29 protein-coding genes are annotated in these 25,272 nt (G+C 72.5%); 21 read left to right on the top strand and 8 right to left on the bottom strand.

Translation table 11 applies throughout. The features are described from left to right. The first annotated feature begins 108 nt into the window (after positions 1 to 108). The 14 genes from AB0L45_RS34715 (at position 109) to AB0L45_RS34650 (ending at position 11,838) form a co-directional block, all read left to right on the top strand. A complete protein-coding gene (locus AB0L45_RS34715) occupies positions 109 to 2,955 on the top strand; it encodes a hypothetical protein (protein ID WP_365847240.1) in 2,847 nt (948 codons plus the stop codon). A gap of 2 nt (positions 2,956 to 2,957) precedes the next feature. Continuing rightward, positions 2,958 to 3,377: a hypothetical protein gene (locus AB0L45_RS34710; protein ID WP_365847238.1), complete on the top strand. Its 420-nt coding sequence runs from the start codon at positions 2,958 to 2,960 to the stop codon at positions 3,375 to 3,377. Positions 3,378 to 3,468: 91 nt separating this feature from the next. Then, complete coding sequence (locus AB0L45_RS34705; protein WP_365847236.1) at positions 3,469 to 4,314, top strand: hypothetical protein; 846 nt, start codon at positions 3,469 to 3,471, stop codon at positions 4,312 to 4,314. Beyond that, complete coding sequence (locus AB0L45_RS34700; RefSeq protein ID WP_365847234.1) at positions 4,314 to 5,714, top strand: transfer protein; 1,401 nt, start codon at positions 4,314 to 4,316, stop codon at positions 5,712 to 5,714. Before AB0L45_RS34705 ends, AB0L45_RS34700 begins: the two co-directional genes overlap by 1 nt. A gap of 138 nt (positions 5,715 to 5,852) precedes the next feature. Further along, entirely contained in the window at positions 5,853 to 6,347 is a 495-nt protein-coding gene (locus AB0L45_RS34695) for a hypothetical protein (protein ID WP_365847232.1), read from the top strand. Between the two features lie 82 nt (positions 6,348 to 6,429). Further along, positions 6,430 to 7,146: an NUDIX hydrolase gene (locus tag AB0L45_RS34690; RefSeq protein WP_365847230.1), complete on the top strand. Its 717-nt coding sequence runs from the start codon at positions 6,430 to 6,432 to the stop codon at positions 7,144 to 7,146. Positions 7,147 to 7,311: 165 nt separating this feature from the next. Then, positions 7,312 to 7,782 (top strand): hypothetical protein, encoded by a 471-nt coding sequence (locus tag AB0L45_RS34685; protein WP_365847228.1) that lies wholly within the window; start codon positions 7,312 to 7,314, stop codon positions 7,780 to 7,782. Then, positions 7,752 to 8,174: a hypothetical protein gene (locus AB0L45_RS34680; RefSeq protein ID WP_365847226.1), complete on the top strand. Its 423-nt coding sequence runs from the start codon at positions 7,752 to 7,754 to the stop codon at positions 8,172 to 8,174. The genes AB0L45_RS34685 and AB0L45_RS34680 overlap by 31 nt, the downstream gene beginning before the upstream one ends. Before the next feature lie 80 nt (positions 8,175 to 8,254). Next, positions 8,255 to 8,746, top strand: a complete 492-nt coding sequence (locus AB0L45_RS34675) for a DUF3307 domain-containing protein (RefSeq protein ID WP_365847224.1) — start codon at positions 8,255 to 8,257, stop codon at positions 8,744 to 8,746. 137 nt (positions 8,747 to 8,883) lie between these two features. Continuing rightward, positions 8,884 to 9,435, top strand: a complete 552-nt coding sequence (locus AB0L45_RS34670) for a hypothetical protein (RefSeq protein WP_365847222.1) — start codon at positions 8,884 to 8,886, stop codon at positions 9,433 to 9,435. Positions 9,436 to 9,612: 177 nt separating this feature from the next. After that, the gene (locus tag AB0L45_RS34665) at positions 9,613 to 10,194 is read left to right on the top strand and encodes a hypothetical protein (protein ID WP_365847220.1); all 582 of its coding nucleotides are present in this window, start codon (positions 9,613 to 9,615) and stop codon (positions 10,192 to 10,194) included. Between the two features lie 68 nt (positions 10,195 to 10,262). Then, the gene (locus tag AB0L45_RS34660) at positions 10,263 to 10,883 is read left to right on the top strand and encodes a hypothetical protein (RefSeq protein ID WP_365847218.1); all 621 of its coding nucleotides are present in this window, start codon (positions 10,263 to 10,265) and stop codon (positions 10,881 to 10,883) included. Beyond that, on the top strand, positions 10,880 to 11,542 hold the full coding sequence (locus AB0L45_RS34655) for a hypothetical protein (RefSeq protein WP_365847216.1): 663 nt from the start codon (positions 10,880 to 10,882) through the stop codon (positions 11,540 to 11,542). Before AB0L45_RS34660 ends, AB0L45_RS34655 begins: the two co-directional genes overlap by 4 nt. Beyond that, entirely contained in the window at positions 11,539 to 11,838 is a 300-nt protein-coding gene (locus AB0L45_RS34650; protein ID WP_365847214.1) for a hypothetical protein, read from the top strand. Before AB0L45_RS34655 ends, AB0L45_RS34650 begins: the two co-directional genes overlap by 4 nt. Positions 11,839 to 12,186: 348 nt before the next feature. Here AB0L45_RS34650 and AB0L45_RS34645 read toward each other — a convergent pair whose 3' ends face one another. Both AB0L45_RS34645 and AB0L45_RS34640 read right to left on the bottom strand, forming a co-directional pair. Continuing rightward, entirely contained in the window at positions 12,187 to 12,576 is a 390-nt protein-coding gene (locus AB0L45_RS34645; protein ID WP_365847212.1) for a DUF6415 family natural product biosynthesis protein, read from the bottom strand. Continuing rightward, positions 12,573 to 12,902: a DUF6415 family natural product biosynthesis protein gene (locus tag AB0L45_RS34640; RefSeq protein WP_365847210.1), complete on the bottom strand. Its 330-nt coding sequence runs from the start codon at positions 12,900 to 12,902 to the stop codon at positions 12,573 to 12,575. The genes AB0L45_RS34645 and AB0L45_RS34640 overlap by 4 nt, the downstream gene beginning before the upstream one ends. Positions 12,903 to 13,151: 249 nt before the next feature. On the opposite strand from AB0L45_RS34640, the gene AB0L45_RS34635 reads away from it, so the two are divergent. The 4 genes from AB0L45_RS34635 (at position 13,152) to AB0L45_RS34620 (ending at position 20,385) form a co-directional block, all read left to right on the top strand. Further along, complete coding sequence (locus tag AB0L45_RS34635; protein WP_365847208.1) at positions 13,152 to 14,393, top strand: hypothetical protein; 1,242 nt, start codon at positions 13,152 to 13,154, stop codon at positions 14,391 to 14,393. Then, entirely contained in the window at positions 14,390 to 14,938 is a 549-nt protein-coding gene (locus AB0L45_RS34630; RefSeq protein ID WP_365847206.1) for a GNAT family N-acetyltransferase, read from the top strand. Before AB0L45_RS34635 ends, AB0L45_RS34630 begins: the two co-directional genes overlap by 4 nt. 732 nt (positions 14,939 to 15,670) lie before the next feature. Further along, complete coding sequence (gene mobF / locus AB0L45_RS34625; RefSeq protein WP_365847204.1) at positions 15,671 to 19,873, top strand: MobF family relaxase; 4,203 nt, start codon at positions 15,671 to 15,673, stop codon at positions 19,871 to 19,873. A gap of 104 nt (positions 19,874 to 19,977) precedes the next feature. Next, on the top strand, positions 19,978 to 20,385 hold the full coding sequence (locus tag AB0L45_RS34620) for a DUF6292 family protein (protein ID WP_365847202.1): 408 nt from the start codon (positions 19,978 to 19,980) through the stop codon (positions 20,383 to 20,385). A 46-nt stretch (positions 20,386 to 20,431) separates the two neighbouring features. Here the strand turns inward: AB0L45_RS34620 and AB0L45_RS34615 are convergent, their stop codons facing one another. The 3 genes from AB0L45_RS34615 to AB0L45_RS34605 form a co-directional block, all read right to left on the bottom strand. Then, positions 20,432 to 20,962, bottom strand: a complete 531-nt coding sequence (locus AB0L45_RS34615) for a hypothetical protein (RefSeq protein ID WP_365847200.1) — start codon at positions 20,960 to 20,962, stop codon at positions 20,432 to 20,434. 123 nt (positions 20,963 to 21,085) lie between these two features. Next, positions 21,086 to 21,274, bottom strand: a complete 189-nt coding sequence (locus AB0L45_RS34610) for a hypothetical protein (protein WP_365847198.1) — start codon at positions 21,272 to 21,274, stop codon at positions 21,086 to 21,088. After that, positions 21,261 to 21,401, bottom strand: coding sequence for a hypothetical protein (locus AB0L45_RS34605; protein WP_365847196.1), 141 nt, complete (start codon positions 21,399 to 21,401; stop codon positions 21,261 to 21,263). Before AB0L45_RS34605 ends, AB0L45_RS34610 begins: the two co-directional genes overlap by 14 nt. A gap of 227 nt (positions 21,402 to 21,628) precedes the next feature. Here AB0L45_RS34605 and AB0L45_RS34600 point away from each other — a divergent pair, with 227 nt between their 5' ends. The 3 genes from AB0L45_RS34600 (at position 21,629) to AB0L45_RS34590 (ending at position 23,131) form a co-directional block, all read left to right on the top strand. Beyond that, a complete protein-coding gene (locus AB0L45_RS34600; RefSeq protein WP_365847194.1) occupies positions 21,629 to 21,958 on the top strand; it encodes a hypothetical protein in 330 nt (109 codons plus the stop codon). A 169-nt stretch (positions 21,959 to 22,127) separates the two neighbouring features. After that, positions 22,128 to 22,289, top strand: a complete 162-nt coding sequence (locus AB0L45_RS34595) for a hypothetical protein (protein ID WP_365847192.1) — start codon at positions 22,128 to 22,130, stop codon at positions 22,287 to 22,289. Next, entirely contained in the window at positions 22,286 to 23,131 is an 846-nt protein-coding gene (locus tag AB0L45_RS34590; protein ID WP_365847190.1) for a hypothetical protein, read from the top strand. Before AB0L45_RS34595 ends, AB0L45_RS34590 begins: the two co-directional genes overlap by 4 nt. Positions 23,132 to 23,144: 13 nt before the next feature. On the opposite strand, the gene AB0L45_RS34585 is transcribed toward AB0L45_RS34590, so the two are convergent. From AB0L45_RS34585 to AB0L45_RS34575, 3 genes are all read right to left on the bottom strand, one after another. Further along, positions 23,145 to 23,657, bottom strand: coding sequence for a hypothetical protein (locus tag AB0L45_RS34585; protein WP_365847188.1), 513 nt, complete (start codon positions 23,655 to 23,657; stop codon positions 23,145 to 23,147). A gap of 73 nt (positions 23,658 to 23,730) precedes the next feature. Further along, positions 23,731 to 23,946 (bottom strand): hypothetical protein, encoded by a 216-nt coding sequence (locus AB0L45_RS34580; RefSeq protein WP_365847186.1) that lies wholly within the window; start codon positions 23,944 to 23,946, stop codon positions 23,731 to 23,733. Between the two features lie 441 nt (positions 23,947 to 24,387). Next, positions 24,388 to 24,756 (bottom strand): hypothetical protein, encoded by a 369-nt coding sequence (locus AB0L45_RS34575; protein ID WP_365847184.1) that lies wholly within the window; start codon positions 24,754 to 24,756, stop codon positions 24,388 to 24,390. Positions 24,757 to 25,272 lie beyond the last annotated feature (516 nt).

Genomic DNA, 25,272 nt, shown 5'->3' with positions numbered 1-25,272 from the left:
GGTGACGGCCTCGCACGCGCGTAATGCGGACGCGCGGACACACGGGCGCGCGGACACGCGCGCGCGTACGCGAGGCCGTCACCGTCTGTCAACTCCCTGGAGGAGAGTGTGAGCAACGACGACGACCGGCCGGACGGCGGGCGGGTGCTGCCGTTCCGGCCGACCGGGGGCGCACCGCCGCCGCCCCCTCCCCCGCCGCCGGGCCCTCCGCCGCCGCCCTCGGCCTCCGAAACGGAACCCGAGGACGACGCGGTCGACGCGGCCGACGAGGACGATGCCGAGGAGCAGGAGCAGTGGCCGCAGCTGGAGATGCCCGCGCCCGCGGTGCCTCCCCCGCCGGTGCTGCCCGCGCCGCTGCTCGCCGGGGACACCGCCACCGCGGTGTACGCCGACGGCGCCGACGAGGAGGAGTACGAGTACGAGGAGGACGGCGACGGGCACGGCGCCGCGCAGGGCGCGATGGTCGTCGCGGTCGGCGCCGCCGTCGCCGCGCTGCGCGGCATGGCCGGGTGGCTCGCCGACCGCCGCCAGCGCTTCCAGGACGAGGCACCGGTGCGTGAGGCCGCGGCCAAGGCCAAAGCGCAGCAGCTCGCGGCCCGGGCCGACCATGAGGTGGCTATGGCCAAGCTGCGCGACGAAGTCGCTCAGAAGCGGGCCAAGGCCGCCGGCGTCGTCCAGTCCCCCACGGAGTTCGGCAAGAGCGCCGCCAAGGGCGGGGGTGGAGGCGGGGGCAAGAAGTCCTCGGGCTCCGGGGCCTCCGGCGGGTCGGGATCCGGCAGGTCGGGCGGCGGGTCCGGCAAGAAACCCTCGGGCAGCTCCGGCTCGCCGACGTCGTCCGGTTCCGGCCGGTCGGGGAGCGACCGGCCGGGCAAGACGAAGCCCAGCACCGCCAACGGGTCCGGGGGCGTCGGCAAGGGCCCGGGGCCGAAACCGTCGGGCGGCAAGTCCGACTCCGGCAAGGGCAGCTCCGGCAAGTCCGGTTCGGACAAGGGCGGCCCCGGCAAGGGCAGCCTCGGGAAGTCCGGTTCGGACAAGGGCAGCTCCGGCAAGGGCAAGGGGATCAAGTCGCCTTCCGGCGGCAAGTCACCCAGCTCCAGTGCCTCCAGCCCTGCGCTGGAGCGGTCCCGTGGCCGCCAGCAGCGGGCCGCGGACCGCCAGGGCGCGAAGATGCAGCGGCGCGCGGACCGGCAGGCCGCCCGGCTGGAGAACCGCGCCAAGGACCGTGATGCGGCCCGGGACCGTAAGGACGGCGCGAAGCGCGACCGCCAGGCCGCGGACGACAAGCTGCGCAACGCACGGCGGGAGGCGAAGGCCAACCGGAAAGAGCAGGCCCGCGATGCCCGGGCCGAGGACCGGCGCCAGAAGAAGGCGGATGCGGCGGCCGCCAAGGCAGGCCGCACCACGCTGGGCAAGGCCGCGGCGGATCAGGCGCAAAAGCGTCTGGAGCAGCGCCGTAAGAATCTCGCCCCGCCCGTACTGACCAAAATCCCCAAGCCCGGCGGCACGGGCGGCGGGTCAGCGGCGCAGTCGCCGAAGGTCGACCTGACGAAGGCACCCAAGAGCCCGCCGAAGGTCGACCTGACGAAGAAGCCCAAGGGATCCTCCGCTACCCCGCCGTCCGGCGCGGCGGGCAGCGGGGCGGCGGCGCCGCCCAAGGTCGACCTGACGAAGAAGGCGAATGCGGCGGCCGCCAAGGCAGGCCGCACCACGCTGGGCAAGGCCGCGGCGGATCAGGCGCAGCAGCGCCTGGACCAGCGCCGTAAGAATCTCGCTCCGCCCGTAGTGGCCAAGGTCCCCAAGCACGGCGGCACGGGCAGCGGGACGGCAGGGCAGTCGCCGAAGACCGCCTCGACGGGCACGCCGAAGGTCGACCTGACGAAGAAGCCCAAGGGATCCTCCGCTACCCCGCCGTCCGGCGAGGCGGGCAGCGGGGCAGCGGCGCCGCCCAAGGTCGACCTGACGAAGAAGCCGCCGAAGACGACGGCGCCGAAGGGTGCTTCGACGGCGCCGCCCAAGGGCTCCACCGCCACCTCACCGCCGCCCGGGGCGACACACACGCCGGGCGGAACGCCCGGCATGCGGCCCTGGCGCGGCAGGAAGAAGGCAGACGGCGAGAAGTCCAAGAAGGCCAAGGGGCCCAAGGTCTTCAAGGGCCGCCGCGGTGCGGGGGCGGCGGGGCCGACGCCGGGCTGGCCCGGCTCGCGCTCGCGCAGGCAGCGCCAGCAGACTCCGCCGCCCGGCGATATGCCGCGTACGGACGGCGAGTGGCTGCGTCCCCCGCCCGGCATGACGGCCACCTACGCCGTCAGGCTCACCCGGCTGCCGAAGGACAAGCCGCCGCCGCAGCCCCCGGTGCGGCCCGCGCTGCCCCGGGGCCGCCCGGCCGGCACCACGCCGCAGCCGACCGGAGCCACCCCCGGCCCGGACGCCCCCGCGCCGCCGGCGCCCGCGGCGACGACCACCGGTGCCCCGGTGATCGAAGGGGTGGTCGTCTCCGGGCCGTCCGGCCCGTCACCAGCACCACAGAAAGGAGCGCGCGCGATGAGCGGAGCGCCGGTACCGGTTGAGAGCGTGCAGTTCGAGGACGCGGAGATGACGGTCTACGACGTCATCGAGGCGGACGAGGACATGGCCGAGGAGATCCTCGCGGGCAGCGAGCACGTCAAGTACGTGGCGAGCCGCTGCGAGGACCTGAAGTCGTCGCTGGAGGAAGTGCGGGCGGAGCTGACCGCGAAGTTTGTGCCGGGCACGCTGCTCGGCTGGTGCGTCCGCCTGATCGACCGGGCCGGGGTCGTCGAGAGCAGGGCCGAGGCGCTCGCCGTGGGCCTGCCGCTGGCCTCGGAGGCCATCCGCCATGCCGGTCAGGTCGCCGCCGACTGCGACAAGCACGCCGCCGACGTCGTCAAGGACATGGGCCACACCGCGCCCGCCGACGCCTCATACCACCAGGAGTAGCCATGGGACTGGAACTCGAACGCATCGGCGGCAAGATCGTCGATGGCGCCAAAGACGCCGTGACCTTCACCATCATCACGGCGCGGCTGGCCTCCGCGTCACTGTCGATGATGAGCCTCAGCAGGGCCGTGCGCGGCGCCTACGACTACGTCGAGGGCTGCGCTCAGCAGGTCCTGACGATCGCGGAGACGGCCGGACGCCTCAAGGTGGAACCGGCCGTCATCGAGGCGCACGTCGACGCGGCGACGGCCGCGCGCACCATCCTGGCCGACGCCGAGGCCCTGGCCACCGAGGCCCAGGAAATGGCCTCGGACTTCGAGAACGCCAAGAACGATCACGAGGCCGACTACGGGCCGGTGCACGAGGCCATGACCACCAAGCAGGGGCAGATCGCCGACCGCACGTACTACAGCAACCGGTAGCCAGCGCGACTGGCGGCACCGGAGGCACCACCACCCGCCGAGGGCGGCCTGGAGCTTCCGGGCCGCCCTCCCGATACCTGGGAGAAAGAGCATGCTGGACCGCGTACGTGACCGTACGGGCCGTATCGCCACCCTCGCCGGAGCGTCCCTGCTCACCGGCGGCCTGTTCACGGACGCGGCGATGCTGCCGGGCCTGGCCGCCGCGGCGGCCGCCGCCGGGATCGGCCTGGCCACCAACCTCAAGATCCTGTGCGGGCCGCACACGGTACGGGCGACGGCCATCGCCCTCTACGCCGCCCCGCACGCCGGATGCGCCGCCCTCCTGGTCGGCGAACACCTCATCCCCCAGGGCGGCAGCCCCGCCTGGCTGATGGGGCAGGCCAGCGCCGTGGCGCTGTGGACCGGCGCCACCTGGTACCTGCGGCCCGGACGCCTGGCCCGCATGGTCGTCGACGAGGCCAAGGCCCAGGACGCCGCCGAGGCCGCCGAGGAGACGGCCGAGGAAGAGGCGCCGGAGGAGACGCCCGCACCGGTAGCTGTCCAGCCGGAGCCCGTCAGCGAAGCAGCCCGCTGGTGGGCCACCGTGGTGGCCGCCGAGGACGGCCCCGCCCCGGGCACCGTGCTGCTGGCCCACGAGCAGATCAGCGACCGGTGCCTGGCCCTGGTCATCGGCTCGGCCGTCCCCGGCGCCCCCGTCCCCGAGATCAAGCCCTCCGGCCTGTCGGCCCTCACCGACCTGCCGGAACCCCTGATCGCGATAGAGCCGGTGCCCGGCCGCGGCGCCGGCGTCAAGCTCGTGCTCCTCGGCGAGCGCCCGCAGCCCGTCACGGCCAGGGGCAGTGACGACGAAGAGACCTGGACGGTGATCGCCCAGACCGCGATGCCCGGTGTGGAGCTGGTTGAGGCGAACACCTACACCGTGAAGGAGCTGACCTGATGGCGCCCGCCGTCGTCAAGGAATACGTATTGCGCACCCCGCCGGGCGGCATCAAAAGATACGACCACGATGCGTTGTGCGACCTGCTGGAAATCGACGACCGGTCCCGGGTGATTTTCGAGCAGGGCGTCGGCCGGGAGGCGATCGTCCGCATCTACCCGGCCAACCCGCTGATGAACATGCGCCCGATCCGGCCGGACGACCTGCTGATGGACGCGGACGGCCACATCGTGCTCGGCGCCTACTACGACGCCGAGCCCCTGAAATTCCGCCTGTTCGACCCCGACACCGGCAACGCGCAGCGCGGTGCCATCTTCGGCACCACCGGCGCGGGGAAATCCCGGCTGGTGCAGGCCATCCTGATTGCCTGTAAGCGCTCCGGCATTGTGGTGCACCTGGCCGACCTCAAGCACGGCCAGAGTGTCCCCGAGGCCAAGGGACAGGTCGCCACCCGCGTCACCACACAGTACGAGACCATCCTCATGCTGCGCGGCCTGGTCGCCGAGGCAGAGCGGCGGATGAAGGAATACGCCGAGATGGGGCGCTCGGGCTTCGTCCTGAACCGCCCCGACCCGCTGATGTACGGCATCATCGAGGAAGCCAACCGCCTTCTGGAAAAAAACGCGCCTTTTCGCGACGAAGGCGCCACGCTCATCAAAGAATTGGGCCGGACGGGGCGCAGCGTGGGCGTCGGCATCATCATCGCCGCCCAGGCCGGACACCTCGACGAACTCGGCGGCAGCGACACCCTGCGAGCCATGCTCAAGGAAGGCGAAGTCATTCTGCTGCGCTGGAGCAGCAGCATGATGCAGCAGCTCGTCGGCGACGGTCTGATCCCGCGTGGCGAAGCCTTGCAGCCCATCCTGAAGGAGGTCGGCAAGGTCCGCCGCATCCGCCGGTTCAACGAGCCGGTCAAAAGAGGTGTTGAGAAGGTGAATTCCCAAGGGATGCTCTATCACCTCAGCGGACCGCGTCCGACGAGTATGGCCCGGACGTGCAGGGTCGGTTCGATTGCGCCCTGTGAAGGGCACGACCCGCTGGTCCTGGACCTGTACGGCGCCGAAGCCCCGCCCGGCGAGGGGCTTTTCCTCATGGCCTATGTGAAGCCGAAGGAAATCAAGGCGATGGCCGAGCAGCCCGATGATCCGGCATCGCCGGAAGCGGGCGCAGTACCAGAACCGGCCGAGGAAATGACGGCGCCGGCGTCCACCGCCGACCGCATCCTCGCCCTCCTGCCGCCCGAAGGCATGACCGAGGCGGACCTGCTGGACGCGCTGAACGCGGACGGCGGCCGCGCCGTACGGCGAGGCTCCCTGCGCACCACCCTCAGCACCCTGCGCGCCAAGGGCCTCGTAGCCCGCCCGGACGGCTCCGGCCGCGCCGTGCCCGTAGCCGACTGACCCACCGGCAGGGCCTCGGAGAACCACCGGGGCCCGCCAGGCCCGAGACGGCCTCTGACCGGCACGGGGACCGGCCCTCCCGTCACAAAGCGCCGGTCCCCGCCCACTCCCCCCACCACACGCGAAGGAGCATCAGCAGTGGAGCATGACGTCCCCGGGCCGCGGCTCGACGAATCCGAGGCGGCCGCCGAAGCCCGCCGCCTCATCGAGGCCGCCTACCAGCCCCAGCAGCTCGCGGTGACGTCGTACCGCGACCCCAGCCCCGTGCCCGCCGTCGGCACTGCTCCGCCCGTCCCGCAGCCCGGCCGGCCCCCGATGAGCCAGCGCGCCACGGACCTCAGCGGCCTGATGCTCTCCGGCAGCGTCGCCGTCGTCTCGCTCGGCGGCTCGGCCTCCCTGCTGCTGTGGACCGCCGGCCAGGCCGGACCGGCCGTCGTCAGCCTCGTCATCGGCGGGCCCACCGCCTTCCTCCTCGCCCTGTGCCGCGTGTTCAAGCGCGCCAAAGAGGCCACCGCGGCTGCGCCGCCCGAGATCCACAACCACTACAGCGGCACCGTCGTCCAGGACCACCGCGCGATCACCAGCCAGACGCGCGGGCTCGTCGCCCGCACCCGCAACGAACTGCGCGGCTAACCAGCCTGGCCCACCTGTTCCTCCAGCTCACGACCTGTCAGACCCATTGGACCCAACACCCCTATCTCCAGGAAAGGACCCCATGACCACCGAAACCGAGACGATCCTCACCGCTGACGTGGTGTGCATCCGCGGCAGCTCCGTCCTGCTGGTCGAGCGCCGCTACCCGCCCCACGCGGGGCAGCTCGCTCTGCCCGGCGGATATGTGGACGTGGAGCGAGGTGAAACCGCGCTCACCGCCGCGGTCCGCGAACTGGCCGAGGAGACCGGCGTTCGCGTCGTCGAGGACGACCTCACGCTGGTCGGCGTCTACGACGAGCCCGGCCGCGACCCCCGCGGGCGGTTCATCACCGTGGCCTACATGGTCACCGTGCCCGACGGCACCACGGCGCGGGCCGACGACGACGCGGCAGCCGTGATGTGGGCGCCGCTGGCCGATCCCGGCGACCTCGCCTTCGACCACAGCCGCATCGTGGCTGATGCGTGGCTTCAGCGGCTCGACGCCGCCCGCCAGCGCCACGATGCCGCGGGCCCCGCCGCGTGGGTCGGCACGCACCACGGGCACCACGGCGGCACCAAGGCCATCGCTGTCGTGACCCGCACCAACGCCGCGGCTCTGCCCTTCGGCTGGGAGTGCTCCTGCGGCATCGGCCAGCGCCATTCCACCGAGGGCGACGCGGGCCGCAGCGCCTGGCGCCACACCCACCCGGCCCGGTGGCGCACCTGGGCTCGCCGCACCCCCCTCCTGCAACGCCTGGTGCAGCCCACCGCGCGCCTCCTGCACCCCCGGGCGGACTGAGCGCGGCCGGCAGCGTCCCGGCCGCGCGGCCCCTGCCCCGCCTGCCTTCCCCGACGGCGGCCTGCCCCGGCGGCTGACCGCCGCCTGGGACGGCCGACACCCCACGCACCACCCGTACGTACACCACGACGGCCGCCCACCCGCGGCCCAGAAAGGAAACACACCATGGAGATCGAACTCGACCGCCGTACCACCACCGCCACCGACCGCCTGCCCATCCCTGCCCAGCGCCCGCCGGCCGACGCAGCCCCCAGCCGGGCCGCCGCTCCCCTGGCGACCGAGGACCTGCCCGTGGTCGAGGAAATCCTGGAGGCCGCTGTCTCCCTGATGATCGAGCTGGACGACCGCGACGAGACCGAGCGCCTCCTGGAGGCGCTGCACCAGCGTCTGGGGGCGGCGCAGGTCGCCGAGGGCGGCGAGCCCACCACCCTCCCGGTGCTCATCGAGGAGCTCGCTCTCCTCAAGAGCGCCGTCCAGCGGCTCCGCGGCTTCACGGCCCGGGCGGACCTGGTGCCGCTCGCCGAGCAGGGCCGCCGCGTGCTGCGCTACCTGCATGTCGGTCTCGGCCGCGGCCGCACCGCCCGGTCCCTGCGAGGACTGCCGGTGTGGGCGGACGGCGCCCGCACGGCGCGCTGAGCACCGTGCCCGCGCCGCTGAGCAGCGTCATCATCACCTCGTACGCCGCTGCCCGCTGTGATGCGCCGCCGGGCCTGCGGCCCGTGACGGTCGACGCTGAGGTTCTGCCCGGCCCGCTCCCGCGGGCCCGGCAGGGCCGCGGCGGCCGCGACCCGGCCGTACGCGCACAGGTGATGCAGACCCAGGCCGCCGCCTACCTCGTGCATCAGGCCCTGGACCGTATCCGCCAGCGTCTCGGCGTCAGCGGCCAGGTCGACGTCCACGTCCGCAGCCCCGACGGCCAGGTCCGCGCACCGGCCGTCGCCGAGGAGATCGCCGAGCGACTGCGCGCCGCCGGCGTCACCGTGCAGGTCGTCCACCGCCACCACGGCCACTCCGGCCCGACCCGCTGAGACTCCTCGCTGCCGCTCGGCCGACCCGGGCGGGCGGCAGCACCCAATACCTACCGCGCAGTCCAGGAGGACCTGCCTGTATGCACGACATGAAATCGGCCGTCGCCGCGGCGACGGCCGCAGCCACATTCGCAGCGGTGTTCGTCGCGCTCTACATCGGGCATCTGCTCGGCGACCACATCGTCCAGACCAGCGCACAGGCCGAGGTGAAGGGCACCCGGGGGTGGCCGGGGCGGCTCGCCTGCGTCAGCCACGTCGCCACCCTCACGGCGACCAAAGTGGGGATCCTGGCGGCAGTCGTCCTGACGCTGCACCTGCCGGTGACCATCCCCGGACTTGTCCTGGGCAGCGCCGTGGACGCCGTCTCGCACTACTGGGCTGACCGCCGCTTCATGCTGCTTGGCCTGGTACGGGCCATCCGGCGCGGCCGCTATCTCGACCACTGCACCGTCGTACGCAAGCCCGACAAAGACGCAGACGCGACCGGGCCCGGTACCGCGGCCTTTGAGATTGACCAGACCTGGCACGTCCTATGGCTCGGCGTCGCCGCGCTGGTGATCGCCACCATCTGACGTCGGCTCGCTCGGGCCGCCGCCGCGTGCGAGCCGGCCGAAAAGACCGACATCCGCACTTTCCCGCAGCCGCCCGGCTCTCTTGCCAGGGCCGGGCGCAGCGAGGACCGGAGTCCCCATCCCGGAAGGACAGATCCATGAGCGTCGTCCAAATGCACCCCGCCGTCCGGCACGACCGCACCACCGATGAGACGACGGCCCCGATCGTCGCGTTGTGCCAGCGCGTGGCCGGTGCCGACCTGGTCAGCCGCCAGCGTGAGCGTGGCGAGGCGGCTGCTTTCCAGGCGGTCCTGGCTGCCGAAGCCGCCATGATCGGCTCGTTCCCCGACACCCTCGGTGCCGCCGTCCCGCCCATGTCCTGGACCGGCTACCCGCCGGTCGACGACGCCGCGCACGCGGCGTGCGCGGTCACCCCCCTCGGATCCGCCGACGGCGACCACAGCTGGTGGCTGCACGCCACCCAGCGCCACGACCAGCTCGGCGAGGCACAGCACGTCCTCACCCTGATCGCGCCCTGCACCTGCGGCACGTACCTGCACGTGGAGATCCCCGACGAGGACGCGCTGATCATGATGCTCGACGAACTCGACACCGCTCCCGGGGCGCCCGTCGCCTGCGACTACCGGCTGCGCATCCGCAGCGCGAGCTACGCCGACCCGGCGCACGACGACTTCGAGCCGCCCTTCTAGGTCCGCCGCGCTTCTGCTGCCCGATGCCGGACCGGCCCGACGGGTTGGGCCTGTTGGACCCAACGCCCCCACCGGGTCGTGCGGCCGATTCCCGCCCGCACGATCAGCACAGGCGACAGCATGAGCCCCGGGGCCGCCCAAACCGGCCCCGGGGCTCACTCATGAGATGAGGACACCATGACTACCACCGGCAGCGCCCCGGCGCCGGGCCCGGTCTACTCCCCCGAGGCGTACACCGCCATCGAGAAGGCCGCTCGCTCCCACCGCACCCTGTACGCCCCGAGCGTCCTGGAGCACGCCGCTGAACTCCTCACCGGCCTATGGGCCACCGGCGAGCGCCACGGCGTCACCGCCTCCGAGTGGGGATGGGCGGTTGACCTGGCGGGCGGTGCGCTCGACGTCGTCTCCCGCCGGTACGAGCGGCCGGCGAAGGAGCGCACCTCCGAGGAGGCCCTCGCCCTCGCCCGGCACCTGATGGAGGCCCTGACTTCCGACGAGATCGGGCTGAGCGCCACGCCCGGACCGCGCGCCAGCGTCATCGTCGAGCGCGGCTCCGCCACCCCGCGCGGTGGCTTCCACGGCGACGCGAACCTGATCGTCGGCATCCACACTGACAGCGGATGGGACATGGCCTTCAACCAGAACGGCGCCCCCCTCCTGCCGGTCGCCGCCCCCGCCTCACAGGCCGGCGCCTCCCAGGTCGCCGAGATTGTCCGGGCTCTTGTGCACGGCGAACTCGGCAACCCGTTCCGTCGCTGACCCACCACGGCTGACCCGAGGCGGGGCCGCCGAAACCGTCCCCGCCCCTCCCTTCCGAGGAGCCCTTCGTGACCACCTGGTCCAGCACCACCCTCGTCGCCATTGCCGACGACTACGACCGCGAGATGGGCGACTCCGGCGCCCCGCTCGACTCCCGCTTCGGCCGCTACCTCACCCAGCGGATCGACGGCCTGTGGGACGACGACCGCACCGACCCGGCCGCCTTCCTGGTGTGGGCCTGGCGGGTCGCCACCCCGCCGGTCATGTCCCCCGGCTACGTCCGTATCCGCCCCGACCTCGGCGCCGTCCGGCTCACCCAGTCGCAGGAGGACGGCCGCCTCCTGGTCGAGGTCGAGACCCCTGTCCAGCACGGTCAGCTCGCCCCCGGCGTGCGCCCGCCGTACGCCGCCATGCGTGACTGGGAAACCGACCGGTACTCGTACTCCTCCGACGGCCCCCGGCGCCTGCAGGCTCCCGAGGACGAGTCGAGGCCCGCGCTGCTGCTCGCCGCCACCCTGCGCCTGCCAGCGGACGGCTGGATGCTGCACGAGCCCGCCGGGAAGTGGCCGGTCGAGGAGCTGCTGATCGACGATGCCAAGCAGGCCGTCGCCATTGCCGTGGCGGGCATCAACGACATCGCCGGGCACCGGGTCGCCAAGCTGATCGGCGACGAGGGAGGGCACTGGTGACCGGCCTGCCCGCCCCGGAGGACATGTCGCACGCGATGCTCATCGCCGTGCTGATGCACCACGGCGGCTCCCTGGACCTGCCCGCCAGCGCGTTCGAGCCCGACGCCCTGGGAGCGGCCGGAGCCTTCCACTCGGTGCAGGCGCAGCCGGGCCCGCCCGGCACCGTACGGCTGTCCGTCGTCGCCCGGCCGCCCGGCGACGCCGCCAGGATCGAGGTCCGTCCGTGGAGCCGTTCTGCGTCCATCGCTCGCCCCGGCCGGGCCCGGGGCGGCACACTCGACATCGTCGGAAGGAAGCCGATGAGCACCCAGACCCATGCGCGGGTGGCGCCGATCCCCCGCACCATCGACGGCATCGCCGACGCCCTGCCGTCCGCCGAGCGCGCCCGCTTCAACGCGGAGGCCCGCACCACCGAGGCCGCCGACCTGGAGGCGTGCCTGGCCAAATGGTGGGGCGTCGCCGTCCTGGAGGCCGCCGCGCCCAAGGAGGAGGCCACCCCGCCCGGCACCGTCTCCATGACGAGTGTGTTCTTGCGGCGCATCGCCGCCGGCGGCGCGATCGACTGGAACGAGATCGACGCCATGCGCGAGCGCCGTGGCGCCCGGCACATCGACTGGGACGCTATCGACCGGGCACGCGTCGCCGCCGGAGCGGCGTGAACGGGCCCGACGAGGACGATGAGGGCTGGCCGGTCGTTCCCTCCGACCGCGCGATGGCCGTCCTGGAACACGCTGCCCTGCACGACGCCGACGCTTTCGGTGCCTTCTTCGCCGTCACCGTCGCCATCAGCGAGGCGCACGAGATGGGGATCCAGCCGCCCGGTGCGCGCGTCGACAACGCGGCTGCCGGCACCTGGACCATCGACCTCCCGCGCGGCCACGGCCTTGCCCGTTACACCTACACCGGCAGGCCCCCGACGATCGTCGACGAGGTCGTCATGCCGGACCTGGACTGACCCCCAAGCCCCCGTCCGCGGCCCCGCGGGCGGGGGCTTCGTCGTGTCCGGGCACGGACCGGCTCGCGTACCGTACGGGCAGGCCCGCCCCGACGAGACGCACCGCTGGGGCGGGCCCTCGCACACCCCCACACCACCGGCCAAGGCCCTGCCGGGCTCCCTCGGCAGGGCCTTTCGCACGCCCGGGCCCAGGAGGTTGGGCCTGTTAGGGGTAACGGGCCCAACAGGTGTTGACCAGCGATGGAGGAAGCCCCGGCGGCCGCAGTCCGTAACAGGCGTGCGGCGCCAGGGCTTCCGGCCGCCCGGGTCCATGGGGAGGTACCACCGGGCGGCGGCTTCGAGGTGGGGTCAGGGCGCGGCCGGGGCGGGGTCCAGGCGGTCGAGGCGTTCGTACAGCGCCCGTACGAGCCGGGCCAGGTGCTGCACCCCGGCCACCGTGGCCCGCGGCGGCACCGACAGGCGCCGCCCGGCCTCGCCGAGGACGACCTCGGTCAGGGCCCGCACCTCGCTGTCCGCCGGCAGCCCGGCGCAGCGGCGCTGGACGTCACCGGCCAGACCGCGGGCGTGGACGGCAAGCACGTGAGCGATCTGCTCGTAGTCGCGCGGCTGGAGATCCGGACCGGGGCTGGACCAGGCCAGCACGGCCTTGACCAGCGCCAGGTACGGCTCGCGATCGAGCGGCAGCACCTTGTCCGCGAAGCCGTCCGGGCCGTACGGGGCGGCGGACGCGGGGATCACCGCCGGGCCTCGCTGGCCAGGGGGACGGTGGCCAGGGCCAGCAGGGCCCGGCATTGAAGGGCCAGCACCTGGACGCTGGTCCAGGCGGCGTCCGCGGACATCGGCAGGCCGCGGTCGAGCCGGTAGCGCAGGCAGGCCAGACCGGCCACGACCAGGTGCGCGGTCTCGCTGCCGGCCCACACCGAGCGGATGCGCTCCTCGGCGATCGGCGCAAGCAGGTCGATGTGCCGCGCCAGAGCCTGGCGCTGCTGCCGGGCGGTGCGCAGGCCGGGGACATAGCGGCGCGGGGCCAGGACGTGGGCGACGGTGGCCTGTATGGCGTCCACGGCGGCGCCAGCGCGTTCTGGGGCCGGGGGCGAGGTTGAGGGCTGGGGTGTGCCGGGAGCGGCGGTCATGAGCGGCACGAGGGCCTCCAGCGGGGTGCGGGTATCGGTACCCAGCCAACCCCCGCTCCCGCGTGTGCGCCCCGGACGTTTTCCGGGCACTTACCTGCCAGGGACCGGACGGTTTTACCCGCGCGGGCCGCCGGATCCGGACTACCGTCGCGGCCACGCACCACACGGCCGGGGGCCCTGATGACCAGACAGCGCAACACCGTGCTGGAGGCGTTGCTCTTCCAGTACGACTTCAGCCACTCCAGCCTCGCCGACAAAATCAACGATGTGGTCGGCGAGCTGACCGGCGCACGCGGCCGGTGTACGGACCGGCATGTGCGCCGCTGGACTTCGGGGGAGGCCCGGTGGCCGTGCACCGTCTATCTTCTGGCGCTGGAACGCATCTTCGGCCGGCCGCCGGAGGCGATCGGGTTCGTGCCGCGCGGAAAGCACAGCGCCGTCCGCCGGTCCGCCCCGACGGCACCCAAGGAGGTGGGAGGCGACATGTATCGCCGTACGTTCGTCACCGCGCCCGTGGCCGCCACGGTGGCGCTCGCCCTGGGCATCGACGACACCCCGGTGCGCGGCCGCCTGGCGATGAGCGACCTGGACCGCATCGACCGGAGCATCGGCCGCCTGGACGCCCACTTCTTCGCCGTCGGCGGCGGCCCGCTGCTGAGCGTGTGCACCACCTACGTGGAACGGCTGCGCGACGCCCTGGACGGCTGCGTCTACGGCGAGCGCGTCGAGCGGCGGCTGCACGGCGCGATCAGCGGCCTGTACGCGTCCGCCGGGTGGGCCGCCCACGACAGCGGCGAGCCCCGCCAGGCCGGGCTGCTGCACACCGCCTCGCTGCAAAGCGCCCTGCTCGCCGCCGATCCGTCCGCCGTCGCCCGCGCCTGGTCCAACCTCGGCCTGCAGGCCCGCCTGGAAGGGCGGCACCGCGAGGCCGTCCAGATCACCCGCGCCGCCCTCGATGTCCGCCGCGTGCGCCAGGACCCGCGCATCGCCGCCCTGCTGCACGCCCGCCTGGCCATCGGCCGGGCCCGCACCGCCGACCGCACCGGCGCCGCCCGCTCTCTGCTCGCCGCCGAGCAGGCGTACGACCGCGTCGACGCCGCCGGATCCGCACCGAGTTGGCTGAGGTTCCTGTCCGCAGGCGAGCTGTCGGGGCTGGCGGCCATCGCCCACCAGGCGCTCGGGCACTACCGCCCGGCGCAGGCCGCCACCGTCCAGGCCCTGCACCTGCTGCCGCCTGCCATGCGCCGCTCCCGCGCCTACTACGGCGTCCAGCTCGCCGAACTGCACCTCGCGCAGGGCGAGCGCGAGCAGGCCGCGCACACCGTCGCCGCCCTCAACAACGCCTCGCTCGACAGCCGCCGCATCGCCAGCCGGCTCGCCGCCGTCCAGCACACCCTCACCTCCCAGGAGCCCCGCCCGTGACCACCGGCATCGCCATACGGCGCTACGACCACCGCCACGCCGCCGAGCTGCGCCCGCTGCTGCTGGAGGTTTACGCCGAGGTCTATGCCGACGCCGCGATGTCCGATCCGTTCGCCGGCGTCGACCGCTTCGCCCGGGGCCTCGACGGATGGAGCGCACGGCCCGGCTGGACGTGCGTGGTCGGCTACGACGGCGACCAGGCCGTCGGCTACGCCTACGGCGCCCCGCTGGCGGCCGACGCCCCGTGGTGGGGCGGCCTGCTGAGCGACGTCGACCCGGCCATCACCGCGGAGACCGGCAGCCGTACGTACGCACTCAGCGAGCTGATGGTCCGCACCCCTTGGCGCAAGACCGGCGCCGCGAAGCAGCTGCACGATGCCCTGCTCGAAGGCCGCCCCGAAGAGCGCGCCACGCTGCTCGTCGACCAGGGCCATCCCAAGGTGCACGCGCTGTACGAGAGCTGGGGTTGGCAGACCCTGGGCAACCTGCGACCACGGATCAAGGATGCGCCGCTGTTCCACGCGATGCTGCTGCCTCTGTGCTGAGCTGCCGCCCCTGCTCCGGCACCGGAAACCGGGGACGTGCCACCGCCCGAACGCCTCCCGTAGCCCCCGGCCGCGCTCCCAGCGGTCGGGGACTTTGCCGTTCGGGGACCGGTCCCCCTGACATACCGTCGGGGACCGTACGGCCGTCAAACCGCGCCGACCAGCGAGCAAAGCAAGGGTAAAGCGCACACGGATCGCGACCCCCGGCGAACATCAAGAACGGGCAAAGCGCGGAGTGCCGCGAGGTGCGCGGGGACCGCCTCTTTGGGGACCGTGAACCGCACCGTCGCCGACGCTGGCGACGACCCTCCGGGGGTCCGGCTCGGTCTCGTCGGCCGCGCCGGGACGCCTGCCCGCCAATCACCGTCCGTGACTGATCTCGCCAGTCGTCCGCGAATCGCGGACGCTCCTCCGGGGCGTGCCGCGCATCCTGCAGACCGCCTGGCGGGCCCGCGAGCGGAACCGTCCAGCGCTCCCAGGGCAGACGCTGAGGCTGGTCATACCGTCATGAACCAGGCGCCCCGCAGGCCATTTCTTGGTCAACCGCTGATCCGGAGTTACCGTCAACGACCCTCGATGCCGCCCGAATGATTAGAACTCAGATTCGAATAGAGCAAGATCAAAGAACAGGGATGGACAAAGGGGGTTCCCCTGTCGGGGAACCCCGGCGCGGCCGGGAAGAGCGAACGACTGCACAACCGCACAAGCTGCGGGAACGGGGAGGGCCGCCGGATGGCGTGGGTGACGGAGATCAGGGCTGACGAGCAGGTCGACTACCGGCTCAGCCGCCAGGCCGGATGCGGCGTCGTCGACGGGGCCGGCCAACAGGTCGAGGCTGGGCAGGACGGCCAGGTCGACTACCGACTGGAGTCGGACGCGGACGGCGTCCTGGTGTGGGTCGGCTCCGGCCTGGACGCTGTCGGCCTCAAGGCTGGCACCGTGATGAGCACCGAAGGCGAGGCCGCGGCCCGCCGTCTGATGAAGGGCTGCCACCCTGCCACCGGCGCCCGGCTGATCACCACCAAGACGTCCGTGCGCGCCGACGAGAAGGCCACGCTGACCGTCGCTCCTCTGCTGCGCGCCATCGAGGCGAAGGCCGCCGGGCAAGGCGTCGAACCCGCCGCGCTGCTGGAGGGAAAACCGAAGCAGCAGAAGGTTCTCGCGCAGCAACAGCGGATGGTCAACCGGAAGGGCGAGGCGCAGCGACTTCACGTCGAGACCGTGGGCAAGCTCGCCCGCGCCACCGGCATCGACCTCGACACGGTGTATGGCCAGGACGCGGTCGAGTTCGCGTGGGGCCACAAGGACCTGCGCGTCGACTCCCGTGTGCGCGGCTGGGACATCGTGCTCGACCTGACCAAGAGCGACAGCACGCTCGACGGCCTGATGCCCGACCTCGACGAGCGTACGTACCGCGAGATCGTCCACCAGGCGAAGGACGAGACGCTGCGCATGGCCGAGCAACTGGTCGGCTACGCGGTCGGCAGTGAGGACGGCGAGCCGGTGCGGATCGCGACCGGCGGTCTGCTCGGCTGGTCCGTCGAACACCGCGCCGCGCGTCCGATGGGCGACGGACAGCCCGGTGACCCGCATCTGCATCTGCACGTCGTCATCGCCAACCTGGCGCTCTGTGAGGACGGCAAGTGGCGGTCGATCGCCAACTCCGGACGTGACCTCTACCGGCACGCCGCCGTCCTCGACGCCACCTTCAAGGCCCGCGTCCGCCAGCTCGCGTACGAGCGGTTCGGCGTTCGGCGCGTGCAGTCGGAGACGACGCGGGCGTGGGAGATCGAGGGCATCCCCGAGCAGCTGCGCGACGCGTTCAGCCGGCGCGCGGCTCTGGTGAACGAGACCGTCGGCGAGGACGCCTCCCGCGAGGACAAGATGCGCGCCTCCGCGAAGACCCGTCACGCCAAGCACGCCTTTGATGCGACCGGGATGCGTGCCAGCTGGCGGCAGCGCGCCGAGACGCTGGGCATCGACGTGGACGCGATGGTCGCCGAGGCCGCGCCCGGTCCGCCCGGCCCCGACGGCGGGGCAGCCGTCGACGGTCCCGGCGGGCCGCGCATCCCGCCGCCCGACCAGATCGCGCGCATCGTCTTCGACCCCGAGACCGGCGTCACCGCGAGTAGGAAGGAGTTCACCCGCGCCGCGCTGATGGCCGCCGTCGTCAATGCGCTGCCGTACGGCTTCGGCAGCGCCGACCTCACCGACCTCCAGCACCTGGTCGACGACGTCCTGCGCGTCGAGGGGTACGCCGTGGCGCTGCCGCACGTCGGCTCCACGGTGATGAGCAGCACCGACCGGTACACCACCCGCGACATCCTCGACGCCGAGGAACTCGTCATCAGCCAGGTCCAGGCGCGAGTCCACGAGGGCGCGGTGCAGCTGACCGCCGAGCAGGCCGCGGGCGCAATGGAAGTTTTCGAGGTCGCGAACGGCTTCGCGCTGTCCGACGAACAGCGCGCGGCGATCGAGCGGACGCTGACCGCCGGGCTCGGCATCGACGCGCACATCGGCGCGGCCGGCACCGGCAAGTCGACGCTGATGGAGGCGTGCCGGATCGCGTGGGACGCCACCGGCCACACCTACGCCGGCGCCACGGTGAGCGCGGTCGCCGCCACGTCGCTGGAGGACGCGTCCGGTATCCCGGCCCGCTCGATCGCCTCCTGGCTGACACAGATCCGCGACGGCAACGGACTGTCCGGCATCGACGTCCTGGTCGTCGACGAGGCCACCATGGCCAACGACCGGCAGGCCGCCGCCCTCTTCAAAGAGGCGCAGCGCACCGGCACGAAGCTGGTGGCGATCGGCGACCCGCAGCAGATGCAGGCGATCGGCCCGGGCGGCTGGTTCAAGGAGGTCCACCGCCTCGTCGGCGGCCTCACGCTCACCGAGAACCGGCGCCAGCGCAACGACGCCGAGCGCGCCGCCCTGGAGGTATGGCGCACCGGCGACCACGAGCAGGCCCTGCGCATCCTGGCTGACACCGGCCGCGTCCACGCGACCGAGAGCGCTATCGAGGCCCACGAGCAGATCCTCACCACCTGGGACGAGCTGCGCGGCCGCTGGACCGACCCGCACGACCTGATCGACGCGCTGACCGTGCTGGCCGCCAAAAACACGGACGTCGACGTGCTGAACCTGGGGGCACAGCAGATCCGCCGGCAGCGCGGCGAACTCGGCGCGGAACACCGCTACGCCCTGTCCGGCGGCGCGGAGGTAAACCTCGCCGTGGGCGACCTGGTGCGCGTGCGCCAGAACGATTACCGCAGCAGGCGCGGCGAGGGCCCCGACGTCCTCAACGGCTACCGGGCCGTGGTCACGGCGATCGACGAGGACCACCGCGTCGAGATCACCTGGCGCGATACGAAGACGGGCGACCACGTCTCCGCCTGGTACGAGCCGAAGGCCATCAGCGCCGGAGCCCTCTCCCTCGGCTACGCGATGACCGTCGCCGCCAGCCAGGGCCTCACCAGTGAGGTCAACCTGCTCTACGGGCACGGCGCGAACGCCTTCGCCGTCTACCCGGGCATCACCCGCGGCCGCGCCGAGAACCACCTGTGGCTACCCCTGCAGGTCGTCGAGGACGACGAGACCCAGGCCCGCCTCGGCAAGGCCCGCACCGAGACCGAACGCCTGCAGCGCGCCGTCATCGCGTTCGCGACATTCCTCGGACAGGACCGGGGCGATTACATGGTCTCGGACTTGCTGCGCGAACCGCCGGCCCCGGCCGTACGCGTGCCGGAGCAGGCGGCCGTGCGCGAGCACGAGCTGGTCCGCGAGGAGTCGGAGGCCGCCCGGCGACGGGTTCAGGCGGCGACCGCCGTCTCCTCCGGCCGGGCGCACGAGGCGTACGAGCAGGCGCAGCGGCTCGCCGCCGAAGCCGGTGAGGACACCACGGCCGCTGTCGAGCCCACCGTGCAGCTCCAGCCCGACAACGAGGACGACGCCCGGGAGCGGGCCGCCAGCGAGATGCGTCTGGCGGAGACCCAGCGGCAGCGCGAGATGGCGTCCGTGCAGTCCTGGAAGCACCGGCCGTACGGCAAGCGGTCGGACGCCGGACTGGCCCGGGTGATCGGTCTGGCTCATGAAGCGGCCGGCATCTCCGAGCGCGCCGCGGCGGAGGCTGCGGAGAAGGCCCGCGTCCTTGAGGAGCGTCTCGCCGAGGAGAAAGCGTCCGGGCAGACCCGCGGGCAGGCGTTCGTTGCTGCGGCTGCCACCGTGCTGGACCAGGCGGAGGCGAAGGCGAAGAAGGCCGCCGAGGAGGCAGGCCGGGCACTCAACGCGCGGGCAGAGGCAGAGCAGAAGGACACCTACCTGCGCGAGTACCTGGAGCCCAAGCGGGACCTGAATTTCTTCGAGCGGCGTCGCGCCAAGCTCACCCTGAAGCAGCTGGAGGCCGACATCTCCGCGTTGTCGGCCGAGCGTGCGGGCCTGCGGACCGAGGCGAACCGGGCCGAGAACGCGGCCCGCGACGCCCGTGATGAGGCATGGAAGCTGGTGCGCGACAGCAACTTCGCCGGGCATTTCCGCGACCTCGGTGCCGACCAGCCGGCGCCGAAGGAGATCGACGTCGTCACCGAGCGGCTGGCCACGATGCGCGAGCGGCTGCCCGACATTGAGATGCGCCTGGACCGCCGCGATGCCCAGACGCTGGCCCGCCTGCAGGGCGAGATCACCAAGTACACCGACGCGGCCGCCCGCAGCCGCAAGACCGTCGCCACCGGACAGGCCGAGCAGGTCCTGCGCCGGACGATCGCCACGAAGTACCCCGAGCTGCACGACAACGAGACCAAAGCCCGCCGGTCGTATATCGCCAAGCAACAGCGCGCGGCCGCCGAGCGGGCCAGGACAGCCGCGGAGTCGTCGGCCGCCGCCTACCAGCACACACCGCCGTCCCAGGAGCGTGGAGGGCCGTCGATGGGCCGGTAGGACCTGTTAGAGGCAACAGGGGTGACAAGGAGGCGCCGCTGCATGTGCGGGCCCGCTGCGGAAGGCGGAACCTGAAAGCACCACCGTTCGAAAGGGGCCGGGCCATGCGACCAGCGAACCTGCACTCCGGCTACATCAACGCGGTCCGGCACTGCCTCGAAGAGAGGGGCGAGCTGACGGTTCACCACTGCCGCACGCGGGGCGTGACCGGCCAGTCCTCGCAGGCGGGCATCATCCTCACGCATGCTGCTGACGAGGACGGCGCCAACCTGTACCTGTACTGGCACGAAGACGAGGGGTGGACCTGGTCACGCACCAAGGTTCAAGTCATGTGCAACGACGTGAATCTTCCTCCAGACCGCCGGCCCTTCGGGTCCAGTCGGGTGCCGGAGCCCGAAGAGATCGCCAGGGCTGCCATGGCTGTGCTCGACCAACGCCCACCCTCTCAGCAGCCACCTCCAATGGCCCCGGATGAGCTGGCGGACGCACTGCACCGCTACGGCGGCACCTAAACAGGGCCGTGGTTCGGTGGGCCATGTCTGATGTTGAAATGCCTGGTCACCCCGGGTCAGGGCCATTAGGGGCAACAGGTCTGATGTTGGATAGGCGGGCGGCGCGCCGGTGGCGGCGGGCGACAGTGTCAGCGCTGACGTCCAGAGCCCTGCCGACGGCTGCCCAGCTGTCCCCGGCCGTCCGGTCGGCGCGCACCGCGGCCGCGAGGACGTCCTCGGCCGCCTCGGCGAGCGTGCGGGCGGCGCGGGTGTAGAGCGCGGCCGCCCGCTCGGGATGCCAGTGGCGGTCTTCCATCTCGCCTTCCCCGCGCGCCTCCTCGGCGTCGACGAGGGCGGCCAGGGCCCGGGCGGCGGCCGCCGCCCGGTAGGCCGCGGCCCGCAGTTCGTGCCGCGGCTCGCACAGGGCCTCCGTACGGTCCTCCCGCAGCGCCTGGCGCCGACGTATCCGGGCGGCGACGCGCCTCCAGCGGGACCGGCACGCCTCGGAGCAGTACCGCCGTGGGCGTCCCGTGCCGCTCGTCGTCGGCACCGTCTTGCCGCACCCCGGCCCGTCGCAGGTCCGCCATCCACCCCCCATTGCCGCCCCCCTTTCCGGTCACCGGGCCCGCGGTTCAGCGGTGCGCGCCGACCGGGAAGGGGGAGGTTTCCGGTCGCCGGATGCCGCAGGACTGCGCGGCGGCCGACCGGGGCGCCGCGGTGGTCACTCCGGGGCCCCGTAGCGGGGCTGGCGCAGGCAGGCCGGGCACAGGGGCACTCGCCCCAGCACACGCACCGGCTCGGCGTCCGGGTGCACGGAGCAGAACGGATCGGTGGTCACCGGCAGGGGCCGTACCGGGGGCCGCAGCAGATACGCCTCAGCCCAGCGCCGCCCCGACTCATCCCGCTCCATCGTCGCCGTCTTCCTCGGTGCCGGCGTCGTCCTCCTCCGGCTCGACTACCGTCTCGGCCTCCAGCAGCGGATAGCCGTTGACTTCCTCGGGTACGCCCGGCCCTCCCATCCCCACCGCCTCCTCCACTCGGCGCCATCCTCAGCGTCCGCCCCCGAGGAAGACCCGTCAACGACCGGTGGCCCGCATCGGGCACCCCTGCGCCGCCCCGTACGACGCGACGTCAGCCGCCGTTACCCCCATTGGTCCTAACGGCCCCAACTGCCGGTCGGCCGCCGGAGACGGACGGCGAGGTCGCTACGCGGTCGCCTGCGGCTCGTTGAAGGAACAGAGCGCACCGCACCGGAGAGGCCGAGATGTTCGACGCGACGACGTACCTCCAGCAGCACGAAGCCGCCGCCACGCTGATCGACGCGCTCGACGAGGGGCGCGCCTGCGGCCTGCCGACCCTGAAGTGGACCGTGATGCCCGACGGCACCCTGAAGGCGGACGTACCGCGCACCGACACCTGCCGCGACGCCTTCCGGGCCTGGGCCGAGCACCTGCAGGCGGACACCGAGGACCTGTCCCGCGACGGTCTGACCGTGCTGCGCGCCGCCACCGACCGCGGCCTGCCGGGGCGGGGCCGGCGGGTCAGGATCGTACTGTTCGCCAAGTTCCATGCAAGGGCCGCGCAGCCGGTATGACCCGACGCCAGCCCGGGGACGCGGCACGCGGCACACTGACGCGGTGACCACAGCACCGGCTCAGCCGTCTCGCACGCCTCTCGGACGCGGCGTCAGCTCTCTCATTCCCCAGTCCGCGAGCCCTGCCGCCGATACCCCGGCCGGACAGGCCGCGGCCGCCCTCGCCGCCTTGCGCACCGTGTCCGTCCAGGCCGGGGCCCTGCAGGCCGCCGCCGCGCTCCTGGACGATCCGGCCCGTACGGCCGCGGATCCCGAGGCCCTGGCGGCCGCGGCCGCCACGGTGAAGATGCTGCGTGCCGCCCTGGAGCAGACCCCGGAGACTCGGGCATGAGCCCCGTCTTGCGGGTCGTCACCTTCAACATGCTGTTTGCCGGACACGCGGACGCCGGGCTCGGGCCGGGTGACCGGTGGGACGGGCAGATGGCGTTCCTGCGGTCGCTGCAGCCGGACGTACTCGCTCTGCAGGAGTGCGTCTTCTTCGAGCTGCTGGGACGCCGGCGGCTGCACCGGGCGGTCACCGAACTCGGTCTGGCTCAGGGCTTCCTCGCGGAGGCCAACGCGACGACGACCGGTCATCGTTTCCACTCCGCGATCCTGCTCAGCGACCGGGTCCGGGTTGCCGCCGAGGACGCGGACCGTACGCGCTATCACCACGTCATGGGCTGGGCCAGCCTGCTTCTGCCCGGCACCGGCGGATTGCTGGAGATCCGGAATCTGCACCTGGACCCGTTCGACCCGCGCAACCGGGCACGGGAGATCGCCCCGCTGGAGGTTCTCGCCGCACCCGGACGGCTGTCACTGATCGTCGGCGACATCAACACCATCGGGACGGCCTTCCCCGAACCGGACTGGAGCAAGCTTCCGCCGCATCTGCTCAACGGGCACCTGCGGCTGCCCGGGCAGGAGGAGGTCTCCGACCGGGACGCCGTGGAGCTGCTCACCCGGGCCGGTTTCATCGACACCAGCGGGTGGGTCGGGCAGCAGGCCACACCGACGGCCGCGTTCGGTGACGGCGATGTGCCGCGGCGCCAGGACCTCATCCTGGCCAGCCCCGCCCTGGCCCCGGCACTGGTCGACTATCAGGTGCACATGGTGCCGGTGGACAAGGGTCTGTCGGATCACGCTGCGGTCAGCGCCGACCTCGACCTGGGGCTGCTGCCACAGGCGGCCTGACGCCTCGGGCTGATCAGGCGCTGTCGGCGCTGAGGTGGTGGGTGAGCCGGTGCGCCGCCCACCGTGCCGCCTCACGCATCGTCGTTCCGCCGGGCCAGCTCTCCATCGAGGGCAGCTCTACGCCGCCCGCCCCGTAGGCGAGCGGCGGGTGGGATGCGGTGAGCCGGCGGACCAGCGCAGACAGCGGCGAGTCGTCCTGCAGGTCGTGCCCGCGCTCCGTCAGTGCCTCACGGACGGCGTCCTCGATCTGCGGTTCACCCACCGGGCGCGGCGTGAGCGCGGCGACGAGCTGCTCCACCGGCACCTCCTCCACCTCGCTCGCGAAGAGGCCCGCGTACAGCAGCAACGCGACAGTGGGCAGCGCGTCAGTGAACGGCCCGCCGCTGTACTGCGTCGGCCACGCGGGCTCCAACAAGGCGGCCGAGCGCCGCAGCGCCCGATGCCACCGCTCGGTCCTCCCCGCGGTCGTCGACACGTCGAAGGCCAGCTGGTCCACCGCCCGCCACAGATCCTGCGTCTCCGCCATGGCGACCAACCTACGGCCACACCGCTCCCCTGTCTGCCCCAACCCTGTTCACGGCCGGACACGCACCCGTACGTCAGCCGGTCACCCACTCCCGGCCGCCGCGCCATTCCACCCAGCCGGGGTCATCGAGGAGCGCGGCGCCTTCCGACAGCCCAGCGCGCCGCAAGAATTCCTCGACATCGGTGTCCGAGAACGCGATGCCCAGGTCGCGGTCGATGCCGTCCGTACGGACGGAGACGCGGCGGCCGCCCGAGAGCGTCGGCCGGTGCACGGTGATCGGTGCGGCCATGCCTCTACCCTGCGCCCGCACACCTGCGGCCGCACGCCGACGAGCAACGGCCAGGCTCTTAAGATCCACTCCACCATGGCAAGCAACAGCCCCTGAGCATGCCTCTGCACGTGCCTCTGCGCCTGCCCCTGAGCATGCCTCTGAACATGCCTCTGAACATGCCTCAATAGCTGGTTTCAGAGCAGGGAAAGTAGCAGGTCAGAGGCGGTCGGCAAGGGGCTGCCGGAATGCCGACTTCTTCTCACACATCGGGTAGTCCCCATGGCAGAAGGTTCTGAGGTGCTGATCTGAGGGGCTGGAGGAGTGTGGGTGCTCGATCGGTAGGAGAGGTGCTGGTGCTCTGGAGTGGACGTCAGTCGATGGTCTGAGGGGGTGGTGATTGCGTAGGTACCGGCTCTCCTATGTCGTGATCAAGACCAGTGGGTATCCGATAGCAGTGGATCAGTGCTCTCGGGAGTCCTCGCCGTACACGGCCTCCTGCAGGGCCCGCAGGACCAGACGCAGTTCCTCTCCGTCGAGCGGGGCCAGGACCTCCCGCAGTTCGATCGGCGTGCCGCCGGCCAGAGACGACGCGATGCTCAGCACGGCCAGCTCGCTGCGCGAGCCGACGATGGGAGTGTGCGTCAAGGCGCCGCCGACGGTGTTGCCGATCAGCTGTGTGGCGACGCCGTACCAGTTGATGCTGGGGTGCGTGCCCGCACGGTCGATGCATGCGAAGGGACCGGACTGCGACTCCTCCTCGCTCAGTGAGTGTTTTTGAAGGCTGGCCTGTGGGCTGACCTGGTTGGACGATCGGGGATGTGGCGTCACGACCAGGAGCACGCCGGTACTGCCGGGAGTGTGGTGATCCGCTGCCGCCGACCAGGGCACCGGATGCGATGTTCTGCTCAGGGCGGTGCAGGTCACGGCGGTGGCGGGAGCTTGAACAGACGCGCCGGCGGGTGGCAGCGATCCAGCAGGGCGAGCGGGCCGAGTGTCCGGTGTGCGGGCGGGGCTGGACGGTAGGGGTGGAGCGTCAGCGCTCGGCGGTGTACTGCTCGCGCAGGTGCCGGGTGCGGGCCTGGCGGGCGCGTGAGGCGTCACGCATGGGCGTTTCGGAGACGCCGTAACGGAACGACGCAAAAGGGCCTGCCCACCGCCCGCCGACGGCGTCACGCTTGCGGTGGCCTGGGCGGTAAACCTTTTTATCGACCACGGTGGGTGGTCGTGTCTGCCTGGAGTGAGGCGGTGTCCTCGTGTCGGAGCGGATCGGGAACGTCACGCGGGAACGTTACGAGCACCTCGTCGCCGAGTCCCGCCAGAATGTCGCGCTGGTCGCCCGCGCGC

The sequence above is a fragment of the Streptomyces sp. NPDC052496 genome (genome assembly GCF_040679095.1).
Classification (GTDB): domain Bacteria; phylum Actinomycetota; class Actinomycetes; order Streptomycetales; family Streptomycetaceae; genus Streptomyces.
Note: the sequence above shows the minus strand (reverse complement) of the source record. Positions and strands in the feature narration are given on the sequence as shown.

Coding starts and splice junctions, on each gene's coding strand:
- AB0L45_RS34580 (WP_365847186.1), bottom strand. CDS start 23,946: ATGGCCGCACCGATCACCGTGCACCGGCCGACGCTCTCGGGCGGCCGC.
- AB0L45_RS34620 (WP_365847202.1), top strand. CDS start 19,978: ATGCGACCAGCGAACCTGCACTCCGGCTACATCAACGCGGTCCGGCAC.
- AB0L45_RS34610 (WP_365847198.1), bottom strand. CDS start 21,274: ATGGAGCGGGATGAGTCGGGGCGGCGCTGGGCTGAGGCGTATCTGCTG.
- AB0L45_RS34600 (WP_365847194.1), top strand. CDS start 21,629: ATGTTCGACGCGACGACGTACCTCCAGCAGCACGAAGCCGCCGCCACG.
- AB0L45_RS34705 (WP_365847236.1), top strand. CDS start 3,469: ATGCTGGACCGCGTACGTGACCGTACGGGCCGTATCGCCACCCTCGCC.
- AB0L45_RS34590 (WP_365847190.1), top strand. CDS start 22,286: ATGAGCCCCGTCTTGCGGGTCGTCACCTTCAACATGCTGTTTGCCGGA.
- AB0L45_RS34670 (WP_365847222.1), top strand. CDS start 8,884: ATGAGCGTCGTCCAAATGCACCCCGCCGTCCGGCACGACCGCACCACC.
- AB0L45_RS34585 (WP_365847188.1), bottom strand. CDS start 23,657: ATGGCGGAGACGCAGGATCTGTGGCGGGCGGTGGACCAGCTGGCCTTC.
- AB0L45_RS34665 (WP_365847220.1), top strand. CDS start 9,613: ATGACTACCACCGGCAGCGCCCCGGCGCCGGGCCCGGTCTACTCCCCC.
- AB0L45_RS34675 (WP_365847224.1), top strand. CDS start 8,255: ATGCACGACATGAAATCGGCCGTCGCCGCGGCGACGGCCGCAGCCACA.
- mobF (WP_365847204.1), top strand. CDS start 15,671: ATGGCGTGGGTGACGGAGATCAGGGCTGACGAGCAGGTCGACTACCGG.
- AB0L45_RS34635 (WP_365847208.1), top strand. CDS start 13,152: ATGACCAGACAGCGCAACACCGTGCTGGAGGCGTTGCTCTTCCAGTAC.
- AB0L45_RS34685 (WP_365847228.1), top strand. CDS start 7,312: ATGGAGATCGAACTCGACCGCCGTACCACCACCGCCACCGACCGCCTG.
- AB0L45_RS34615 (WP_365847200.1), bottom strand. CDS start 20,962: ATGGGGGGTGGATGGCGGACCTGCGACGGGCCGGGGTGCGGCAAGACG.
- AB0L45_RS34710 (WP_365847238.1), top strand. CDS start 2,958: ATGGGACTGGAACTCGAACGCATCGGCGGCAAGATCGTCGATGGCGCC.
- AB0L45_RS34700 (WP_365847234.1), top strand. CDS start 4,314: ATGGCGCCCGCCGTCGTCAAGGAATACGTATTGCGCACCCCGCCGGGC.
- AB0L45_RS34690 (WP_365847230.1), top strand. CDS start 6,430: ATGACCACCGAAACCGAGACGATCCTCACCGCTGACGTGGTGTGCATC.